The organism is Acetivibrio saccincola (genome assembly GCF_002844395.1).
Classification (GTDB): Bacteria; Bacillota; Clostridia; order Acetivibrionales; family Acetivibrionaceae; genus Herbivorax; species Herbivorax saccincola.
In genome coordinates, this window is record NZ_CP025197.1 from 899,418 (window position 1) to 919,541 (window position 20,124).

General features: G+C 37.2%; 16 protein-coding genes. 6 read left to right on the forward strand and 10 right to left on the reverse strand.

Going from position 1 to position 20,124, the window contains the following annotated elements:
- Positions 1-53: 53 nt before the first annotated feature.
- Positions 54-776, forward strand: a complete 723-nt coding sequence (locus HVS_RS04100; RefSeq protein ID WP_101299510.1) for a YIP1 family protein — start codon at positions 54-56, stop codon at positions 774-776.
- Between the two features lie 91 nt (positions 777-867).
- Here HVS_RS04100 and HVS_RS17495 read toward each other — a convergent pair whose 3' ends face one another.
- A complete protein-coding gene (locus HVS_RS17495; protein ID WP_268876578.1) occupies positions 868-993 on the reverse strand; it encodes a hypothetical protein in 126 nt (41 codons plus the stop codon).
- 229 nt (positions 994-1,222) lie between these two features.
- On the opposite strand from HVS_RS17495, the gene HVS_RS17500 reads away from it, so the two are divergent.
- Positions 1,223-1,345, forward strand: coding sequence for a hypothetical protein (locus tag HVS_RS17500; RefSeq protein WP_278278676.1), 123 nt, complete (start codon positions 1,223-1,225; stop codon positions 1,343-1,345).
- A gap of 166 nt (positions 1,346-1,511) precedes the next feature.
- A complete protein-coding gene (locus HVS_RS04110; RefSeq protein ID WP_101299515.1) occupies positions 1,512-1,994 on the forward strand; it encodes a methylated-DNA--[protein]-cysteine S-methyltransferase in 483 nt (160 codons plus the stop codon).
- Here HVS_RS04110 and HVS_RS04115 read toward each other — a convergent pair.
- The 7 genes from HVS_RS04115 to HVS_RS04140 all read right to left on the reverse strand — a co-directional run bounded on the left by HVS_RS04115 (position 1,991) and on the right by HVS_RS04140 (position 8,878).
- Positions 1,991-2,719, reverse strand: coding sequence for a DUF554 domain-containing protein (locus tag HVS_RS04115; protein WP_101299518.1), 729 nt, complete (start codon positions 2,717-2,719; stop codon positions 1,991-1,993). The two genes, HVS_RS04110 and HVS_RS04115, sit on opposite strands and share 4 nt — an antisense overlap.
- Before the next feature lie 180 nt (positions 2,720-2,899).
- Positions 2,900-4,348 carry a tryptophanase gene (locus HVS_RS04120; RefSeq protein WP_101299520.1) on the reverse strand — a complete coding sequence of 483 codons (1,449 nt, stop codon included), beginning with the start codon at positions 4,346-4,348 and terminating at the stop codon, positions 2,900-2,902.
- A gap of 439 nt (positions 4,349-4,787) precedes the next feature.
- Positions 4,788-5,720: a polyamine aminopropyltransferase gene (gene speE / locus HVS_RS04125; protein WP_242971677.1), complete on the reverse strand. Its 933-nt coding sequence runs from the start codon at positions 5,718-5,720 to the stop codon at positions 4,788-4,790.
- 212 nt (positions 5,721-5,932) lie between these two features.
- Complete coding sequence (locus tag HVS_RS16470; RefSeq protein WP_157942981.1) at positions 5,933-6,070, reverse strand: hypothetical protein; 138 nt, start codon at positions 6,068-6,070, stop codon at positions 5,933-5,935.
- A gap of 178 nt (positions 6,071-6,248) precedes the next feature.
- Positions 6,249-6,827, reverse strand: coding sequence for a TerD family protein (locus tag HVS_RS17715; protein ID WP_101304070.1), 579 nt, complete (start codon positions 6,825-6,827; stop codon positions 6,249-6,251).
- Positions 6,828-7,396: 569 nt separating this feature from the next.
- Positions 7,397-7,972 carry a TerD family protein gene (locus tag HVS_RS04135; RefSeq protein ID WP_101299522.1) on the reverse strand — a complete coding sequence of 192 codons (576 nt, stop codon included), beginning with the start codon at positions 7,970-7,972 and terminating at the stop codon, positions 7,397-7,399.
- 39 nt (positions 7,973-8,011) lie between these two features.
- On the reverse strand, positions 8,012-8,878 hold the full coding sequence (locus HVS_RS04140) for an AIM24 family protein (RefSeq protein WP_101299525.1): 867 nt from the start codon (positions 8,876-8,878) through the stop codon (positions 8,012-8,014).
- 558 nt (positions 8,879-9,436) lie between these two features.
- Here HVS_RS04140 and HVS_RS04145 point away from each other — a divergent pair.
- On the forward strand, positions 9,437-11,557 hold the full coding sequence (locus HVS_RS04145) for a glycoside hydrolase family 9 protein (RefSeq protein ID WP_101299527.1): 2,121 nt from the start codon (positions 9,437-9,439) through the stop codon (positions 11,555-11,557).
- 54 nt (positions 11,558-11,611) lie between these two features.
- Complete coding sequence (locus tag HVS_RS04150) at positions 11,612-14,467, forward strand: glycoside hydrolase family 9 protein (RefSeq protein WP_101299529.1); 2,856 nt, start codon at positions 11,612-11,614, stop codon at positions 14,465-14,467.
- Between the two features lie 72 nt (positions 14,468-14,539).
- Here HVS_RS04150 and HVS_RS04155 read toward each other — a convergent pair whose 3' ends face one another.
- The gene (locus HVS_RS04155) at positions 14,540-15,628 is read right to left on the reverse strand and encodes a Gfo/Idh/MocA family protein (protein WP_101299531.1); all 1,089 of its coding nucleotides are present in this window, start codon (positions 15,626-15,628) and stop codon (positions 14,540-14,542) included.
- 202 nt (positions 15,629-15,830) lie between these two features.
- Complete coding sequence (locus tag HVS_RS04160; protein ID WP_235827596.1) at positions 15,831-17,561, reverse strand: RICIN domain-containing protein; 1,731 nt, start codon at positions 17,559-17,561, stop codon at positions 15,831-15,833.
- Between the two features lie 273 nt (positions 17,562-17,834).
- Between HVS_RS04160 and recD2 the strand changes: the two genes are divergently transcribed.
- Positions 17,835-19,973: an SF1B family DNA helicase RecD2 gene (gene recD2 / locus HVS_RS04165; RefSeq protein ID WP_101299533.1), complete on the forward strand. Its 2,139-nt coding sequence runs from the start codon at positions 17,835-17,837 to the stop codon at positions 19,971-19,973.
- Positions 19,974-20,124 lie beyond the last annotated feature (151 nt).

Sequence of the window (20,124 nt, forward strand, 5' to 3'; positions counted from 1 at the left end):
TTATAAAGATTACACTCTATAATAAGCGGAAGGGGATAGACAGGAGGATATATATGAATAAAGCAAACATTGCAAGACAGGAACAATCAGAAGATTTAGAAGAATTGAGTGTTTTAGAAAGAATTACAGGAGTTTTTATATCACCTGGGAAAGTAATGAAGTGGCTGGCTAAAAACCCAAAGATACTGTTGCCGATAATAATAAGTGCTATAGTACCTTTGTTTACATTGATTTTAAACTACCCATCTTTTAAAGAAGCGTTGATGACAGCTATAGAAACCGAACTGGCAAATATGGGTGAAGAACTTATTCCGGGAACAGAAAGGATACTGGAGATTTTTTTGGCGGCAGGGGCAATAATGGGAGCAGTGGGAACGGTGCTTTTGGATATATTAACTATCTCTCTGTTATTGTGGGGAATAATAAAATTATTTAAAGGCGGAGGGGAATTAAAGCAATATATATCAATTGTGTCCCATGCAGGATTGATATCACTTTTGGTTTTTATAGTGATATCTGTAGTATCATTTATCATGGGGAAATTTACTTTGGATGTTTCCATAACAAGTTTGGCGGTTATTATACCTGAAAGTTTACAGGGAACTTTTATTTATGGAGTATTAAATAATGTAGAAATTTTTACTATTTGGCAGTATTTTGTCATTGGTATAGGCACTTCAGAAGTGAGTGGTTTTGGCAAAGGCAAATCATATGCAATTGCAGGGGGAGTATACCTTGCAACATTGCTGCTGGCAGGTGTTATGAATGCTGTGTAATGTTACATTACACAGCATATTAATAGGATTTTAATAGGATTGATTAAAAAACATAAGCTTCCTTTTTTATTTATAAAATTATACCTACCGTTTATTTTAACCCTTGCAAGACCGCAACTGAAACTAAATCTTCATCATATGCATAAACAGCCTCCGGCAGCAATATTAACGTTGCCATAATTACAACAAGAAAAATATTTATGAATTTTTTTAGCATATCACAAACTCTTTTTGTATTTATTGACAACATTATACACTGGTTTTATAAACAATGTCATTTTTTATATAGGCTATCACATTCAACCGGTTACTTAACATCAGAGTCCTTATTATTAGAACCGGGGTCTTCATCATTAGAACCGGAGATTTTATCATTATACTTGAGTTTTTTATCACTTTTTTGTTTAATTTTTTTTCTGATAAATCTTTTGTATATAAGAAATACTATGATAAAAATAATTCCAAGGAGAAATAAAGCTGGAAGTGCTGCAACAACACCTATTATAAATTCTGCACAAAAATCAACAACCTCTTCAAAGCTCTCTTATAAAACCTCCTTTTATTTATAAGACGCATGCTAATGTAAAAAGTTCCACCAAAATTGTAAATTAAATTAGTAAATTAGAAAATTTTATAAAGCATAAATTATTTTATTAACCTGTTAAAAAAGAAAGAGACATAAAGTATAATGGTATTAAATATGCCGTATCATTATTTTAAAGGAGCTTAGTAAATATGAGCAGAACAGAAGAAACTTTTACCGGTTATATTGATACTCCCATAGGATTGCTTGAAATCAAGGGTACAAAAAAAGAAATAGTTTCTGTTTCATTTACTGATAAAAAATCTAAAACTTCTTGCCTTTCAGAAGAAGTGGAAAAGTGTAGAAAAGAATTAAAAGAATATTTTGAGGGAAAAAGGCATAATTTTACATGCAAAATCCGTCTTGAGGGCACGGATTTTCAAAAAAAAGTGTGGCAGGAATTATTAAATATAGGCTACGGGGAAGTTGCTTCATATAAAGAAGTTGCTTGTAAGATAGGAAAAGATAATGCCTGCAGGGCAGTTGGAAATGCCAACAACAAAAATAAGATATCTATAATAGTTCCTTGTCACAGGGTTGTAGGTGCAGGAGGGGAATTAACCGGCTATGCAGCAGGGTTGTGGAGAAAAAAGTGGCTGCTTGACCACGAGAAAAAACATATAAATGCCTTTTAGCCAATTAAAATTCGAATTAAATAATAAATAATCGGCAAAAACACCGCCGGAAGCATATTGCCTACTTTAATAGTGCGGATTTTTAGGATATTTAAACCAATACCTAAAATAAGAATATTTCCCACAAGGGACATCTGATTTATCACATCAGGAGTCAGTAAGGGTTTTAAAATTCCTGCAAGGAGGGTAATTGAGCCCTGGTAAAGGAGAACCGGAACAGATGAAAAAAGAACTCCTATACCTAAAGTAGCGCTGAAAATTATAGAGCTTGTACCGTCCAAAATTGACTTGGCATAAAGTGTATCGGCATTTCCGGTCAGGCCTTCTTCTAAAGAACCTACAATTGCCATTGCTCCTACACAAAAAAGGAGGGTAGCGGTTACAAAGCCTACAGAGAAATTACCTTCTGAACCGGGAAGCTTCTTTTGAGCAAAGTTTGCAAACCTGTTGAGTTTTTCTTCAATATCTATGGCTTCACCTATTATAGAGCCTAAAACAAGAAAAATTATCATTGTCATTATATTGTTGTTTTCAAGAGTGCCGTTTGAAGCAACTTTGAAAATAGCAGAAAGTGTGCCGGATAACCCAATAATGATAACAGCTAAACCTAATGCCTGCATTATGGTTGTTTTGAATTTTTCAGATAATTTACCTTTTATAAGTATACCTAACATGGTACCGGCTATTACAGCAACGGCATTTACTATACTTCCTTTAGGCATCATAAAACCCTCCCTTAAACACAAAAATATTATCATAAAACATTTTATATGCCAATATCAAGAAAACTCCACGGCGACGAAAGTCTGTGGTCAAGCCGTGGGTTTTCTAAATGACTTTAAGCATTAATTTTGTTTTGTGATTATGATTATTTTAAAATAATACATAAAATTATAATATAAATATTATAAACTGTCACCAAAATCAGCTTTGAATTTTTCAACTAATTTAGTCTGCCAGTCTGAAACAGGCTCTAATTTACCAAAGAAGAAGCGTAAAACTTTAGGTTCTTCTACAAAGGATAATCCTCCGATTAGTTTGCGGTTTTCATAAAGCCATCTGATTCGGTCTACAGCGTATTCCACCTGTGAAAGGGTGAATACACGTCTTGGAAGAGCCAAGCGCAGCAATTCCGTGTTGGCAAAATGTTCGCTTCCGTCTTCGTTTCTTTGCTCAGATATAGTTCCTCTTTCCATACCACGTACGCCACTTACAAGGTACAGTGCTGACGCAAGTGCACCGGCAGGATACTGGCTTTGAGGAATATGGTCAACAAACTCCATAGCATTAAGGTGGCATCCTAAGCCCCCTGGCGGTGTAATAACAGGTATGCCATGTTCTTTAAGTTTTTCGCACATATAAGCAATAAACTGAGGTCCTTGATTTATCATGTTTTCATCCATGGTTTCTTCAAGTCCTACAGCAATGGCTTCTATTTCCCTTATGGACATTCCACCGTATGTGAGGAATCCTTCATATAGTGTAACCAGTTCACGAAGTTTCATATATACATCTTTGTTATTTGTACAAATACCGCCGCCCCGTGCACATCCAAGTTTTCGTGCTGAAAAGTAAATAATATCTGAAAGTTCAGCTATAGCACGGGTAATTTCCCTTATGCTCATATCTTTACATGCTTCTTCACGTTTTTTGATAAAGTAAAGATTGTCTGCTAAAAGACTTGCATCTAAGACAAGCATAATACCATATTCATCACAGACTTTTTTAACTTCCCGCATATTTTCAAGGGAGTGAGGCTGACCTCCGATTAGATTTGTACCTGTTTCTATACGTACAAAGGCAATTTTTTCAGGACCGTGCTTAGCAATAAGAGCTCTTAGTTTTTCAACATCCATATTGCCTTTAAAAGGATAGTCACTGGTTGTTTTTAATCCTTCATCTATAATTAATTCTTCAACTGTACCACCATTTAACGTAATATGGGCTTTAGTTGTAGTAAAGTGGTAATTCATAGGAACAATAGTTCCTGGCTTAACATATGCCTGGGAAATGATGTTTTCACAAGCCCTTCCCTGGTGGGCCGGAAGAAAATATTCCATTCCAAAAATTTCTTTAATTTTGTTTTCCAGTCTTGTATAGGATGCAGAACCCGCATAGCTGTCATCTGATTCCATCATAGCAGCCAGCTGCTTATCACTCATGGCATTTACACCGCTATCAGTGAGCATGTCAAGATAAATGTCTTGGTTTTTTAATAAGAAAGTGTTGTTACCAGCCTCTTTTATGGCTTCAAGGCGGCGTTCAATGGGAACAAGATCTAACTTTTGTACAATTCTTACCTTATGCATCTCTAAAGGTACGTTGCCGCCATAAAAAAATTTAACTTCAGACATAAATAAATACCCCCTAATTTATTTTTATATGAATTTTTAAGGATGGTATTATAGTATTATAATCATTAATTGGGTAATGGAGTACTATGCTTAAAAATTACTGTAAAATACAAAAACACCCTTTATAAGGGTATTTATAGAGAAAGTTTTAAATATCTGATTCTTATATGGTTATTATTATGTGGTCTTTGTATTGCTGGATTATTGCAATAAAAAATCTGCAAACCGTGCTACCCGCATACAAGGTTATCTAGCTGTATAAACTATGTTGACCGGAAACCTTACATACTTAACAAAACTTTCTACTATAATACCATGCTACTAACTATATTTTATAACTAATTATCAAAAAATTCAATGGCTATAAATTTAATGAACATAATTTTAAGGGGGCGGAAAATTTTTTCCCGCCCCCTTGTAGTATCTAAAGACTTTTAAATTATTCTAAAACATACTTGAACATATTAGGTAATTTGAAACAGGACTGAAAAACACCCTCATTGATGTACTTTGTATTGGTTTTAAGTTTCATTACATCCACCTCAAGAGGGTCATTCTTTAAAGAAGCAAGGGTAAAGCTCCATATGCCGCCAGGATAGCTTGGCACAATGGCATAATATGTTCTTACTATAGGATATAATTCATTTAAAATTTTATGGGTGTTTCTAAGTATATCTTTATTAAACAGGGGGGATTGGCTCTGGCATACCATTATCCCGTCTTCTTTAAGGCAATTTTTTGCATTTTGATAAAATTCCCTTGAAAACAATTGAACTGCCGGACCTACAGGGTCGGATGAATCCACTAATATCACGTCATAAAGGTTTTTTTTATCTTCTACAAATTTTACCCCGTCTGTAAATATAAAATTCACTCTGTTGTCTTGGGATGTTGTCCCCGCAATTTCGGGAATATGTTCAACACATTCCTTTACCACCAATTCATCAATTTCAACAAAATCAACTTTCTTAACCTCTTCATATTTTAGTACTTCATTTGCAACACCACAGTCCCCGCCCCCGATTATCAGTACATCTTGCGGGTTATCATGGGTTACAATGGGTATATGGGAAATCATTTCATTATATATATGACCGTCCAATACTGTAGATTGGATTGCCCCGTCAAGCACCAAACATTTTCCAAAATCGTATAAATCCACTATATCTATTTGCTGGAATGGTGACTTTACAGATGAGATTAACTCCTTAGCCCTGTACTCTAATTTCATGTTATTTCTGTCAGTTTCCACAAACCAGATGTCTCCGTCTTCGTATTTAAAATATTTGCCTAATTCCTTCATTGCCAATTTTCCCGGTATCTTGTATAAAATATCAAATACCGGTTTTTTCCCTCCTCTCTTATGTGCCAAAAAATATGTGCTTAAAATTAATTAATTTGTATTATACCACAATAAACAGTTTAAAGCCACTTTAAGACCGGCGGATTTATAATATTCATAAGAAACCTGATGATAAAGCTTCCACCGTACATTGGCATATTAAATAAATACTCTTTTGAAACTGCCGGAACACAATAGGCGACATAGGTTTTAGACAATTGTCCAGTTGCATGCTGGGTAATTCAACCAAAAAACGGAGATGTAATGCAATTTTCCAATTCATGGCTCAATTCCACTACAAGGGCATACTTCTTTTTAGTTTCTTCAACAGCCTGTTCATTTTTTACCCAGTATAGCTCTATAATTTCACAATTCTCCATGTTTTTACCCCTTTCTTTTATTTTGATGAGTCCTTCACCTATTAAGACAGATTTTGTTTAAATAGGTTGCATTAAATTAAATGAGGAGGGTAGGAGGGACCTTAAAAAGCTTTGCACAAAAAAAGAAGCTGTGCACCGATAAATTAGTGCAACAGCTCCTTTGTTTTATATACATAATTTATTGTACTCTTACTCCGTACCTTATGCATAATCCCATTAGGTCGTCTGCTGTACCGTCTCCCACAGGATTAAATTTCCATTCATTATTATATCGGTAGATTTCTCCAACCACCATGGAAATAACATTTGGATAATATTCCGTAAGGTTATATCTTACAAGCTCTCTGTTGGAAGACAGGTCAACTATCCTGATATAGGCATTGGAAACTTGTCCAAAATTATGGCCTCTGGCGACAGCATCATCTATAGTAACCACAAATACAAGTTTTTGAACTTGCGGTGATACTTTTGACAACTGAACTTTTATAGTTTCATCGTCACCTTCACCAAATCCTGTTCTGTTGTCCCCGGAGTGTACAACACTTCCATCAGGGCTGGTAAGTTTGTTATAGAAAACAAACCAGTCGTCTCCAATTACCTTATCATTTGCTCCCAGCATGAAAACTTCTACGTCCAGATCATATGGTATACCGGTATTTTGTGCTGTATCCCATCCTAATCCAACTAATATATTGTCCAAATTGTTGTTGAACTTTGTGAGACTTACCTTTTGGCCTTTTTTTAGTGAAACTCCCACAGAGCCACTTCCACCTTGCGGCTGAGCCATTTGGGGTTGCTGCATTTGGGGCTGTCCCATTTGCGGCTGAGCCATTTGGGGTTGCTGCATTTGGGGTTGCTGCATTTGGGGCTGTCCCATCTGAGGCTGAGCCATTTGGGGTTGCTGCATTTGGGGCTGTCCCATTTGCGGCTGAGCCATTTGGGGTTGCTGCATTTGGGGCTGTCCCATCTGAGGCTGAGCCATTTGAGGTTGCTGCATTTGCGGCTGTCCCATCTGAGGTTGAGCCATTTGAGGTTGCTGCATTTGCGGCTGTCCCATCTGAGGTTGAGCCATCTGGGGTTGCTGCATTTGGGGCTGTCCCATCTGAGGTTGAGCCATCTGGGGTTGCTGCATTTGGGGCTGTCCCATTTGCGGCTGAGCCATTTGAGGTTGTTGCATTTGTTGCTGGTTTATTTGCTGTAAATTATTCTGATCTGAATTTATTTGATTATCATTTTGGCTGCCTGAACTAAATGAGAAAGCCGGTTTGGTATTATTCTTCACTCCAAAATCCATATTTATCTCCTTCCTGAAAAGCAATTACTAAATCATTTTTTTGTAAGATCCAAATCAAAATCATTTGCAATTGCCTCTAATCCTCCTGAAAAAGGTACTCCTACAGCGTCAAAATACCATTCGTTATTAAACTTTGCAATATCTGCAATTACCACAGAGGTAGCACTATAAAACTCTTTTTCCAAATTGTATCTTAGTATTTCTTTTCCTGTTTTGGCATCAACAACTCTTATGTATGCATCGTTAACTCTTCCAAAGGTTTGCTGTCTTTCAAGGGCTTTGTGGATTGTCACCACAAATGTGATATGACCAATTTCCGGAGGTACTGCTTTCATGTTTACTGTAATTTGTTCACAATCTCCTTCCCCTCCGGTTACATTGTCCCCACTGTGCTGCAGGACGCCTGATATATCGGATAAATTATTGTAGAAAACAAAGTCCTTTTTGTTTCTTACCTGGTTATCATGGGTAAGCATAAATGCACTGGCGTCTAAATCGAATTCTTCTCCAGAAGCGTCTACTTTCCATCCTAAACCTACTTTCAATACTTCAAAATCCGGCAATAAGTCTGATAGCTTTACCTTTTGGTCTCTTTGTACTATATTCATAATGCTTCACCTCAAGTTATAATGATAGTTTTTTAATAATTAAAAACGCCCGCTTAATATATTACCTAATAAATTTCCAATGCCTCCGCCACTTCCGGCGCTTCCACTGCTTCCAAATCCCTGGTTACCTCCAAATCCTTGATTGCTGCTAAAGCTTTGGTTTTGATTGGAGTTAAAGCTTCCAAAGGTATTTTGCAAGTTTTGTCTTGTATTTTGAAACGCACTTGACTGGGTATCCGGTCTATATCTTTTATCATCAATGCCGATTTTAAGACCTGATTCTCTTTCAGAAGGCTGCACCAGAACTTTTTGACCTGGGTTTTTAAATTCAAGCATATATGATTCCCCGGATGTTTGCCCAATAAATGTCTTCCAGTTCAAATCAAGTTTAAATCCTGGATCCGGACCTGTCCAGCATATTACCGCATCCGGGTCAACACAGCATGGAGAATCTAGAACCAGAGGGTTTCCGTCACTTAACACAGCCACCTGTGCATTAGGACCTTTTCCTGTAAGTTTGGAAGTAAACAAACCCTTCTGGGATATTACTCCAACACCTATTGGCCTTACACCGTAATCACAGGTATCTGTAAATGCAAGTAAGTTTTCACTTTCCACACCTATACTTTCACCAGGATTCAGGTTTATAACTGTAACGTGTTTTGCTAATTCAGCAAAAAAACAATTTCCCTGACCTGTCACTTTCATAAGTTCCATGTATTCTCCTGTTAATCTTCTGGCGATATTGCTAATTATTGCTGAAACAAGATTTTTACCAGGTCCTATTAATAGCTTTTCAAATTTAAAATGTCCCTGGTATGCTATCATGGCACCTTTTTTTGCATACATGAGACCTTGTCCTTGAGCAAACAGACTCAACTCATTTACAGTTTGCAGATTAAACATGTGTTTCACCTCTTTAATTTTTATTATGGTATGTTTTATTAAAGCAAAATTCTCTTGATAAATATCACCATTACAGAAAAAGCAGATTAAGTTTACTTATCAAAAGAATAATATTTATCATAATTTGTCAAAGAATAAATAAAAGGAGCGATAAAACCATGTAAAGCATAGTGGGGGCTACATTTCAGATTAATATGTTGAATAATAAAAAAGTCATATTAATCACAATAATATTATATTCTTTTATAGATTAAATTTCAACAATTTTTTCAAAAAATATATCACTTTAGAAAAAATTTTTTTATTTCTATCTTTTAAAAAGCCGGTACTTAAGTGTTTTATTTGTATATGCATTATAAATAAAGGAGAGTGCGAATTATATTATTAGAGGTGGGGGGTGAGAAGTGGGAGGTTAGAGATTAGAGGTTGGAAATTGGAGGTGAAAAGTTGGTGCAATGTTTTATTTATTAGTGTAAAATATAATATAGAAGCATTTAATATAGAAGCATTTATTGCAAGTTTACATATAATTTTAAAATTTTTTATGGAGGTGTATGTATGAAGAAGGTCAGCCTGGCCATCTTGGTTATTCTTAGTATTGTAAACATAATGCCCCAATGGGTTTGGGGAGAGGAAGCAAAATTCAATTACGTGGATGCGTTTGCTAAATCAATTCTCTTTTATGAAGCAAACTGGTGTGGACCTGATGCAGGAAACAACAGGATTAAATGGCGGGGTCCATGTCATGTTGATGATGGAAAAGATGTTGGGCTTGATTTAACAGGCGGTTTTCACGATTGCGGGGACCATGTAAAATTCGGATTGCCCCAATGTAATTCAGCGTCCACACTTGCGTGGGCATATTATGAGTTTAAGGATGTATTTATTGAAAAAGGTCAGGATGAATACATGCTGAATATTTTAAAAAATTTTTGTGACTACTTTATGAGATGTTTTCCTGACAAAGAGACATTTTATTACCAGGTGGGAGATGGTGACATAGACCATGAGTACTGGGGACCTCCGGAACTTCAAAAATGTGAAAGACCTACATATTATGTTGCAACCCCGGAGAACCCTGGTTCAGACGTGGCAGGAAGTGCAGCGGCAACCCTGGCACTAATGTACTTAAACTATAAAGACAGGGATTTGGAATATGCAGAAAAGTGCCTTAAATACGCAAAAGACCTTTATGAATTTGGAATGAAGTACAGGGGAAACAGTAAAGGACAAACTTACTACAGACCCATGGATTACCTGGACGAGCTTATGTGGGGTTCTATCTGGCTGTATGTTGCTACAAATGACCAGAAATACATGGACAACCTTGAATCATTAATGGCGGACAAAAACATCACTGACGGCAACCGCTTTAATGACCATTGGACACAGTGCTGGGATTATGTTATGACTGGTGTATTTACGAAGCTTGCTACTTTGTCGCCTAATCCAATGTATAAGGAGATTGCCGAAGAACATTTTGACTACTGGCAAAACGGTATAAGATCCACTCCCGGAGGTCTGAAATTTCTGGACAGCTGGGGAGTTGCAAAATATCCTGCAGCAGAAAGTTTTGTTCAGCTTGTATATTACAAGGATACAGGGGAGAAGGATAAGAAATATCTTGATTTTGCAAAAAGTCAAATTGACTACATTCTTGGAGATAATCCTAAAAACATGTCATACATGGTAGGTTTTGGGGAAAACTACCCTAAATTTCCCCACCACAGAGCTTCAAGCGGAAGGTTGGAGGGACCGCCTGCTGATGAACATAAATCAATGCCTCAGAGGCATATACTTTACGGTGCTTTGGTGGGTGGACCTGATATGAATGATGAATACACTGATGATGTTGATGCTTATGTTCATACTGAGACAGGGCTAGATTACAATGCTGGTTTTGTTGGTGCATTAGCAGGTATGTCCAAGTATTTTGGTCAGAATCAGTTTCCTGAAGATACTCCGGGTATAGAAGGTGAGCCGACAGAATATTATATTGAAGCAAAGATATATGAAGAAACATCAACAGGGGTTACCATCGACCTTAATTTGTACAATATAGTTACATCACCGCCCCAGTATGAAGAGGGACTGTCATTTAAATACTTTCTTGATTTATCAGAGTATGTTGAAGAGGGAATAAATATTTCAAAATTCACCACAGATGTGTACTATTCCCCGGCCAATGCGCAAATATCAGGGCTTAAGCCTTGGGATGAGGATAAAAACATTTATTATGTAGAGGTAACTTTCCCTGGTGAAGGGTTGTATGTAAGAACCTATGTACAGTTTGCTATAAATTTCTATGAAAACAAATTATGGGATTCTTCCAATGACTTTTCAACAAAGGAGATAACAGATACTTATTCAAAAATAGAAACCATACCAATTTACAAAGACGGGGTTATGGTATATGGAAAAGATCCTTCAGGAAATGAGGCAACAGAACCTTTACCGTCTGAATATCTTTTAGGGGATTTAAACGGGGATGAATTGGTTGATTCCAGAGACTGTGTTTTATTATCCAGATACCTTTTAGAGATTACAACTGATTTTTCCTATGAACATGCCTTAAAAGCAGCGGATGTTGACGGAAACGGCGATGTTAATACAGTGGATTATGCTTATATAAGCAGATATGTTTTAGGTATTATTACTGAATTTCCTAAGGGTAAGTAAAGGTAAATAATAACTTTAAAATTGTGCGCTAGCACAGAGGGGAGATGATGTTTTATGATAAAAATAAAAAAAGGGAGAAGTAAATTTTCAATTTTTTTAACATTTATATTTATTTTAGGACAGTTAACCAGCTTAAGCTTTGCACATTCAGCACCGCCGGAGGATTTTACCCCGGCTCCGGGTTGGGAGGACTATGATTATTTTAACTTTGCCGAGGCGCTGCAAAAATCAATTTATTTTTACGATGCACAAAAATGCGGCCCGGAGGCTGATTGTGAGAACGGAGGAAGGCTTGAGTGGAGGGGTGCATGTCACGAAGATGATGCAAGAATTCCTCTTACAGAGTCAAACCTTTCAGAAGAATTTATTGAAAAGTACAAGCATATTTTAGACCCTGACGGAGACGGGACAATGGATTTACACGGAGGGTTTCACGATGCAGGAGACCACGTAAGATTTGGCTTGCCGCAAAGTTATACCTCCGGTACTTTAGGATGGGGATTTCTGGAATTCAGAGACTCCTTTAAGGCAATCGGGGAAGAAGAACATATGCTGGAAATTTTAAAACATTTTACAGATACATATTTAAGGTGTACCTTTCTTGATGAAGACGGCAATGTTATTGCATTTGCATACATGATAGGGGAAGGGGATGCAGACCACACTTACTGGGGTCCTCCGGAACTGTATCCTGACTACATTCCAAGACCTGCGGAATTTGCAACTGAAGAAGCTCCGGGAAGTGATGTTTGTGCCAGCACCGCAGCATCCCTTTGCACATCATATTTGATTTTTAAAGATTCAGATCCGGAATATGCAGAAGAATGTCTCACCGTTGCTAAGGCATTGTATGAGTTTGCAAAGAAATACAGGGGTTTGAGTACTGCTGATGGTTACTACATATCCAGTTATGATGAAGATGAGATGTCATGGGCTGCAGCATGGCTTTATGAATGTACAGGAAACATGGAATACATAGACGATATTATGTCGACTGACGAAAGTGGCGAGTATACCGGATATATAAAAAGAATTATACCGGAAACTTATAATACAAATATTTGGTACAATTCATGGACACATTGCTGGGACACTGTATGGGCAGGTGCATTTTTAAAACTACATCAGCTGTTTCCTGAAAATGAGCTGTATAAATTTATCGCACGCTGGAATGTGGAGTATTTATCCGGCGGTGCGGCAAAGCATGAAGACCCAAGTGATGTAAATTACGTTATAACATCCCCTGCAGGATATACAATGTTAAACGGATGGGGCTCTGCCCGCTACAATACTGCCATCCAGCTGTGTGCCCTTGTATATATGAAATACAATCCTGAAAGAACGGATTTTGGTGAGTGGGCAAAGGGGCAGATGGAATATCTGATGGGAAGAAACCCTATGGGATATTCATATATAGTTGGTTACGGATATGAGCGGGGATTGCCTTTTGCAAAACATCCACACCACAGAGCTGCTCACGGTTCAAAGACAAACAGTATGAATGACCCTGAAGAACACAGGCATATTTTATGGGGGGCACTTGCAGGAGGACCGGACTTAAATGACTATCACATAGATTCAACCACAGAATATGCGTATAATGAAGTAGCTTCTGACTATAATGCCGCTTTTGTAGGGGCTTGTGCCGGACTGTATCATTACTATGGTGAAGGACATGAACCTATACCGGATTTCCCTCATAAAGAAGAAAGAGTTGATGATTACTTCTGTATGTCGCGTATTGAGAGGGAAACTGAGTCAAGCACACAAATTGTATTGAGAGTACACAATGAGACCACTCAGCCTCCGCGCTATCAAACCGGACTGATGGTAAAATATTTTTTCAACATTAGTGAGCTTATATTAAATGAACAGAGCATAGATGATGTGGTATTTGCCATTGAGTATGACGAACAGCTTTCCATGCAGCAAAATCCTGTAGAGTACAGAGGACCTTTTAAATGGGATGACGGCGGAACATATTATTATGAATTGGATTGGAGTGGAAATGAAATATACGGTGACAGGGAATTGCAAATTTCCTTTACAGCAAAACAAGACTCCAACTATATGACCCACTGGGATTCAAGCAATGACTATAGTAGAAAAGGTGTTACAGATACTTTTGAAATTAACAGGAATATACCGGTATATATAAATGGTGTAAAGGTGTTTGGAGAAGAGCCGCCAAAACTTACTGAATTGCCGGAACCTGAGGATGATCCTGATAATCCGGTTGAAAAAGTAGCTTTAATAGATGTAGAATACAGATGCGGTGCAAAAGATAATACCCAAAACACAATACGTGCTGCAGTTAACATTAAGAATGTGGGAAATGTTCCAATAGATTTATCCGATATAACCCTGCGCTACTGGTTCACAAATGACGGCAATGAACAAAACATTTTTACATGTGAATATGCGCCTTTTGGAGAGGGAAATGTTATAGGAGAAATACATTATATAGAAAACCCTGTTGAGGGTGCAGATACATATTGTGAAATCAGCTTTACAAGTGAAGCAGGCAGGCTTCCGGTGGGGGCAAGTACAGGAGAAATACCATTTAGAATTGAATGCGGTGAGTCTGTCTATAATCAGGAAAATGACTATTCAGCTGTACTGACAATGACGGAACTTGGCAAAAACGAAAAAATAACAGCTTATATAAATGGAGAGCTTAAATACGGAATTGAGCCTGTTGAGGTGAGTACTGTTATCCTTGGGGATGTAGATGGCAACGGAAGTATAGACACAATAGATTTAGCCATTATGCAAAGGCATATACTTGAAATTAAAGCTATGGATGACAAATATATTAAAGTGGCGGATGTAAATAAAGATAATGTTGTGGATTCAATGGATTATATGTTGATACAAAGATATGTTTTAGAAATTATAAATTCTTTTTAAGAAAAGCACTAATAAACCCCTGGATGTGCTAACTGGTAAAAGTCTGCACATCCAGGGGTTTATCTGTTTAATCTATTGTATATAAGGCGCTGTGGATTCTTGAATTTCTTTTAGCTTTATATCTTTAAAAGGAGGAGGGGTGTCAACATAAATTACTTCTTTACTTGAAATGGATTTTAAAATATCAAAAACCATTTTAACATCCCCGTATTCAACCTCAGGTGTAACTGATATTTCCTCAGTGCCGTTCAGGGCATTATAAAAGTTTAAAAGCTCATTGTAAAAACCTCTTTCAGGGGTGTATTTTATTTGTTCGGAAGTGCCCTCATTATAAAAGATATTTATAATCCCGCAGGATTTATCTTCTAAATATATTTGACCATTTGTTCCGTAAATCCTGAATCCTACCGGAGGTTTCTGAGTTTCAATTCCGGACGGGAAATAAGTATACTGACCTATTATACCGTTTTCAAAAAGTATATTGGAGTTTATAGAATAATAGGGGTTAAAATCATGCGGCTGAGGTTTTCCAAAGGCATGGACGCATTGTACGGCCCCAAAAATGTGGCGCATTGCAGCAATATCATGAAGGGCTGCATCTAAAAAGGCACCCCCTTCAAATTTAGGATGCTGCCTCCACTCAGCAGCTGCAAAGGTGTCCTTTGTCATTTCGCAGGGGAAGCAACTGACATTATTACGAATAAAGTATATAACATCCCCTATTTTTTTACTTTCCACAAGTTCTTTTATTATATTGTTCTCTTCATTGTACCTGAAGTTTTCGGCAATCATTATTTTTACATTATACTTTTTTGAAAGTTCTAAGTATTTTTTTGCATCATCCATGTTAGATGCCATTGGCTTTTCGCAAATGAAGTCTTTTCCGGCCCTGGCAACTTTTTCTGATATTTCATAATTGTATTCAATGGGAACGAGAATATCAACTGCATCGATATCCGGTCTTTTAAGCATTTCATCTAAGTTATCATAAACATTTTTTATATCAAGGTTTATTTTTTTTGCAAAATTTTCTGCATCTTTAAAAGTTCTGTTGCAGAGGGCTGCTATTTCATATTTGTCCCCAAGTTCTGAAATAGCAGGGTAATGAAGTCTTTCCCACGCCATTCCTGTTCCTATTACTCCAAGACGGATTTTTTTCATTTTTAATCACCCTTTAAATGTGCTTGTGTAAATTACTTGTGCTAAATATAATTTCCTTAAAGACTGATAATTATTCCGTATGTATGTAATTCCGTATGTATGTAATAAATATGCACCGGATATGCAAAATAGACTTATAACATATGTGCATAACAGGTATAAGTAACAGGTATGTATACAAGGTAAACCGAAATCGTATTAATCAGGTTATGCTTTGAATTTCTAATATATGACGGCTTAAAAGAGCATAGTCCAGTGTATTTATAATACCATCTTTGTTAATATCAGCAACAATTTGCCAGTTACTATTAGGGAAGGAATCAATAATATCTAAAATATACCTTTGAAGCAAAACGCAATCATTAGAGTCAATTATACCATCCCCTGTAATATCACCAATGATATATTGAGGGGTGTCCTCCACCTTTACCAGCTTCCAATGCTGGTTTTCGCCGTTTGCATCAGACCACTGCTGAACGGTTGCACCATCATCGGTGGACCACTTATATACATCAAGTAGTTTACCACTTCCACGGCTTTTTATCTTATAGTATCCATTTCCTATATCAATGAACTCCCAGTGCTGGTTGTGACCGCCGGTGCTTGTATACTGTATGAGCAAACCGCCGTTGTCTTTGGATTCATCTTTAACATCAAGGGCAAATCCTGTTTTAGCGTTTACAATTTTTTTGTACCCGTTTCCTACGTCCACTATATACCACTGTTGGCTCAGGCTGTCGTTATCACTCCACTGTACAATTGGTGCCGCATTATCCGTTGAAGAATCTTTTACGTCCAAAACTTTGCCGCTGTGTCTGTTTACAATTTTGTAGCGGGTTTTATCCGGCATGTATTCTGTGATGGTTCCTGCCTGGACATTAATTTCAATGGCATCGTAATAAGGCAGAACCAGCTTTGTGTCAGAAAGAAATACAAGTGGAAGCCATACATATTGGGATTCATTTACACGTCCGCCCCATGCACCTGCCCACCTGTCTCCTGCATAGAGGTATGATGTGCCGGATGTACCCTGGACAGGTAAAACATAAGTGGGCTGTGACCTGTATGTAGTTGAGTTTCCTAAATTGTAAAGTTCGGACCACCCACTCCTTAAATCTTTTGAGTAGGCATATTTGGCCTGGTTTGGATCCCAGCCTGTACATCCTGATGTTACAAGATAATAGTAGCCATTTCTCTTAAAAAGGCATGGTGCTTCCCTTTGTTTTCCCACATATAGTTTGGCAGCAAGGGAGGCAATATCTTTGTAGTCAGGGGTTAATTCATATAAATGCAAGTCCATGTTTTCATTGGAAGAGGACAAAAAGTAGCCTTTTCCGTCTGTATCCACAAAAACAGTACAGTCCCTGGACATGTAGCCTGGACGACCATGGTCCTCAACCCCTGAGTTTTGGTAGGGACGGAAACTTCCCTTATATGTATATTTGCCGTCGGGGGTGCTGCAGTATGCAACAGCAGCCCTTGCTTCACCATAGTGGATACCGTTTTCCCAGTGCATCCACATTACAAACTCTTTTGTAAATTGATTGTACATAACTTTAGGACGTTCTATATTTACCCTGTTTAGCTCAGGGTGTGAATCAGGAGACAAAACTTCCCCCCTGTATTCCCAATTTACCAAATCTTTAGAACGGTAGCAGCGGACTCCTTTAAAAAGGTTTGATTGGTCTCTGTATTCCCCGTACCAGTAGTAGTAATCCCCATATTTTAAAAACCCTCCGCCATGTGCATGAATGATGTTGCCTGAGGTGTCTTTGAACTGTGTCCCGTTTATAATCACATTGTTGCCGGATGTTTCGGCAAAAGCATTTCCCAAACCTGAAATGTTTCCTAGGCTACCGGAAAGAACAATGGCGGTGATAATAATTAGGCATAATTTTATTTTGTTTTTAGACAAGATTTTCCCCTTAAACAAGATTTCCCCCTCCTGAAATAAAAAATAATTATTATCCACTAAATTACAATTCGTAGAGACAACTAATTTTGAGTCAAGCTCCTTATATACATTTTAATATATATTAATTTTATATTAAAGATATATATTAATTTTTATGTAAAAGTAGAAAATTATATAAAAGCAGCGAATTTTAAAAGAACCTTGTTAAAAAAAGCCCTGTCCTTTAAAACTGTTGAAAGGCAGGCGTAAAAGTGTTAGTCTAATAATAAATAGTGAATACAGGTGGGGGTTATGGAGTATATAAGTGGGGTTGTTGAGAGAATTACATTTGCAAATGAAGAAAATGGTTTTTGTGTTATAAAAATAAAGTCTAAAGGCTTTAGTGACCTGGTAACAGTTGTGGGAAACCTTGCTTCTGTCAATGTGGGTTCAATTTTAAAGCTTAAAGGTCAGTGGAAAATGGACAGCAAGTACGGCAGGCAGTTTAATGCCTTTGACTACAGGGAAGTTGTTCCTGCAACTATTGCAGGGATTGAAAAATATTTAGGAAGCGGGCTTATAAAAGGTATTGGTCCTAAATATGCAAAAAGAATTGTAAGATATTTTAAAGAAGACACCCTGCGTGTTATTGAAGAAGAACCGGATAAACTTATTAATGTTGAAGGTATAGGTAAAAAACGGCTGGAGATGATAAAAAAAGCCTGGCAGGAACAAAAGGAAATAAAAAATGTCATGCTTTTTTTGCAAAGCCACGGGGTATCTACAGGATATGCCGTAAAAATTTATAAAACCTATGGGGATGAAAGTATAAATGTTGTCCGGGACAACCCTTACCGCTTAGCAGATGATATTTGGGGCATAGGCTTTAAGACGGCGGATAAAATTGCCCAGAAACTGGGATTTGATAAAAATTCATTTGAGCGCTGCAGGTCAGGTATAGCTTATGTACTAAATCAGCTTTCCAATGACGGCCACTGTTATGCAACAAGGGAGCAGCTAATATCAGAGACGGTAAAAATGCTGGAGATAGAAGAAAATTTAGTTGAAGGTACTTTGGATAAAATGATAGAGGACAAATTGGTAATACCTGATGAAAACAATTCTATTTACCTTCCGCCTTTTTACCATAGTGAAGCGGGAACGGCAAAGAGAATACGGGAAATAGTAAATGCTAAATGTCCGTTGGCTTTGTCAGACTTAGATAAGATAATTGATGATATACAAAAAGAATACAATATAGTATACGACAAGGTGCAAATAGATGCAATCAAGGCGGCTGCCGCTTCAAAGTTTATGGTTTTAACGGGCGGCCCCGGGACGGGAAAAACCACAACAACCCTTGCAATAATTAAAATATTTCAAAAGATGGGAAAGACGGTGCTTCTTGCAGCACCTACAGGGCGGGCGGCAAAGAGAATGTCAGAGACAACCGGTATGGAGGCAAAGACTATACACCGGCTTTTAGAATACAGTCCATTGGAAGGATATCAAAAAAATGCAGAAAACAAATTGCAATGTGATGTGTTAATAATTGATGAAACTTCCATGGTAGACATAATATTAATGTATAATTTATTAAAGGCTGTAAAAGATGAGACAATTGTCATTTTGGTAGGTGACGTGGATCAGCTTCCCTCTGTTGGGGCGGGCAACGTTTTAAAAGACATTATTGATTCGGGTCAGGTAACATTTGTAAGACTCACCAGGATATTCAGGCAGGCTTTGGGAAGTGCAATAATAACCAATGCCCATCTTATAAACAAAGGCATTAAGCCAAGGCTTAAATGCGGCAAAAAGAGTGACTTTTTCTTTGTAGAAGAGGAAGACCCGGAAAAAATACCTGAAGTAATTAAAGGACTTTGTACAAGAAGGCTTCCCTCTTATTTTAATGTGGATCCCGTAAATGATATCCAGGTGCTGACACCTATGCAAAGGGGAGTGGCAGGAGCACATAATTTGAATGTGGTTTTGCAGGAAGCGTTAAATCCGTCAGATGTTAAAATTAAATACGGCGGGACGGTATACTGCTTAAATGACAAAGTGATGCAGATTAAAAACAATTACGATAAAAATGTTTTTAACGGTGATATAGGAATCATTACCCATATAGACTTGGAGGACAAAACATTAATAATAAGCTTTGATGAAAATGATGTGGAATATGACCAAACTGAACTTGACCAGGTGGTTTTGGCTTATGCCACCACAGTTCATAAAAGCCAGGGAAGTGAATACCAGATTGTGGTTGCACCCTTTACAACCCAGCATTATATGATGCTTCAAAGAAATCTTTTATATACCTGCGTCACCAGGGCAAAGAAGGCTTTTGTACTGGTGGGGACTAAAAAGGCGGTGGCTATAGCTGTTTCAAACAATAAAATTCAAGAGAGGAATACAATGCTTTCAGAAAGACTTAAAATCAAAGAATAGGCTATTTCTTTTATTTTTATTTTGTTGATTGTATTTGGTTTATTGCAAAATTTGCAAAAAAGTTTGAAAACCAATAAAAAAGATTATAAAATATAAATAAGAAAGACTATAAAATAAGACAGATTATATAATATGACAAAATGGCAATGAT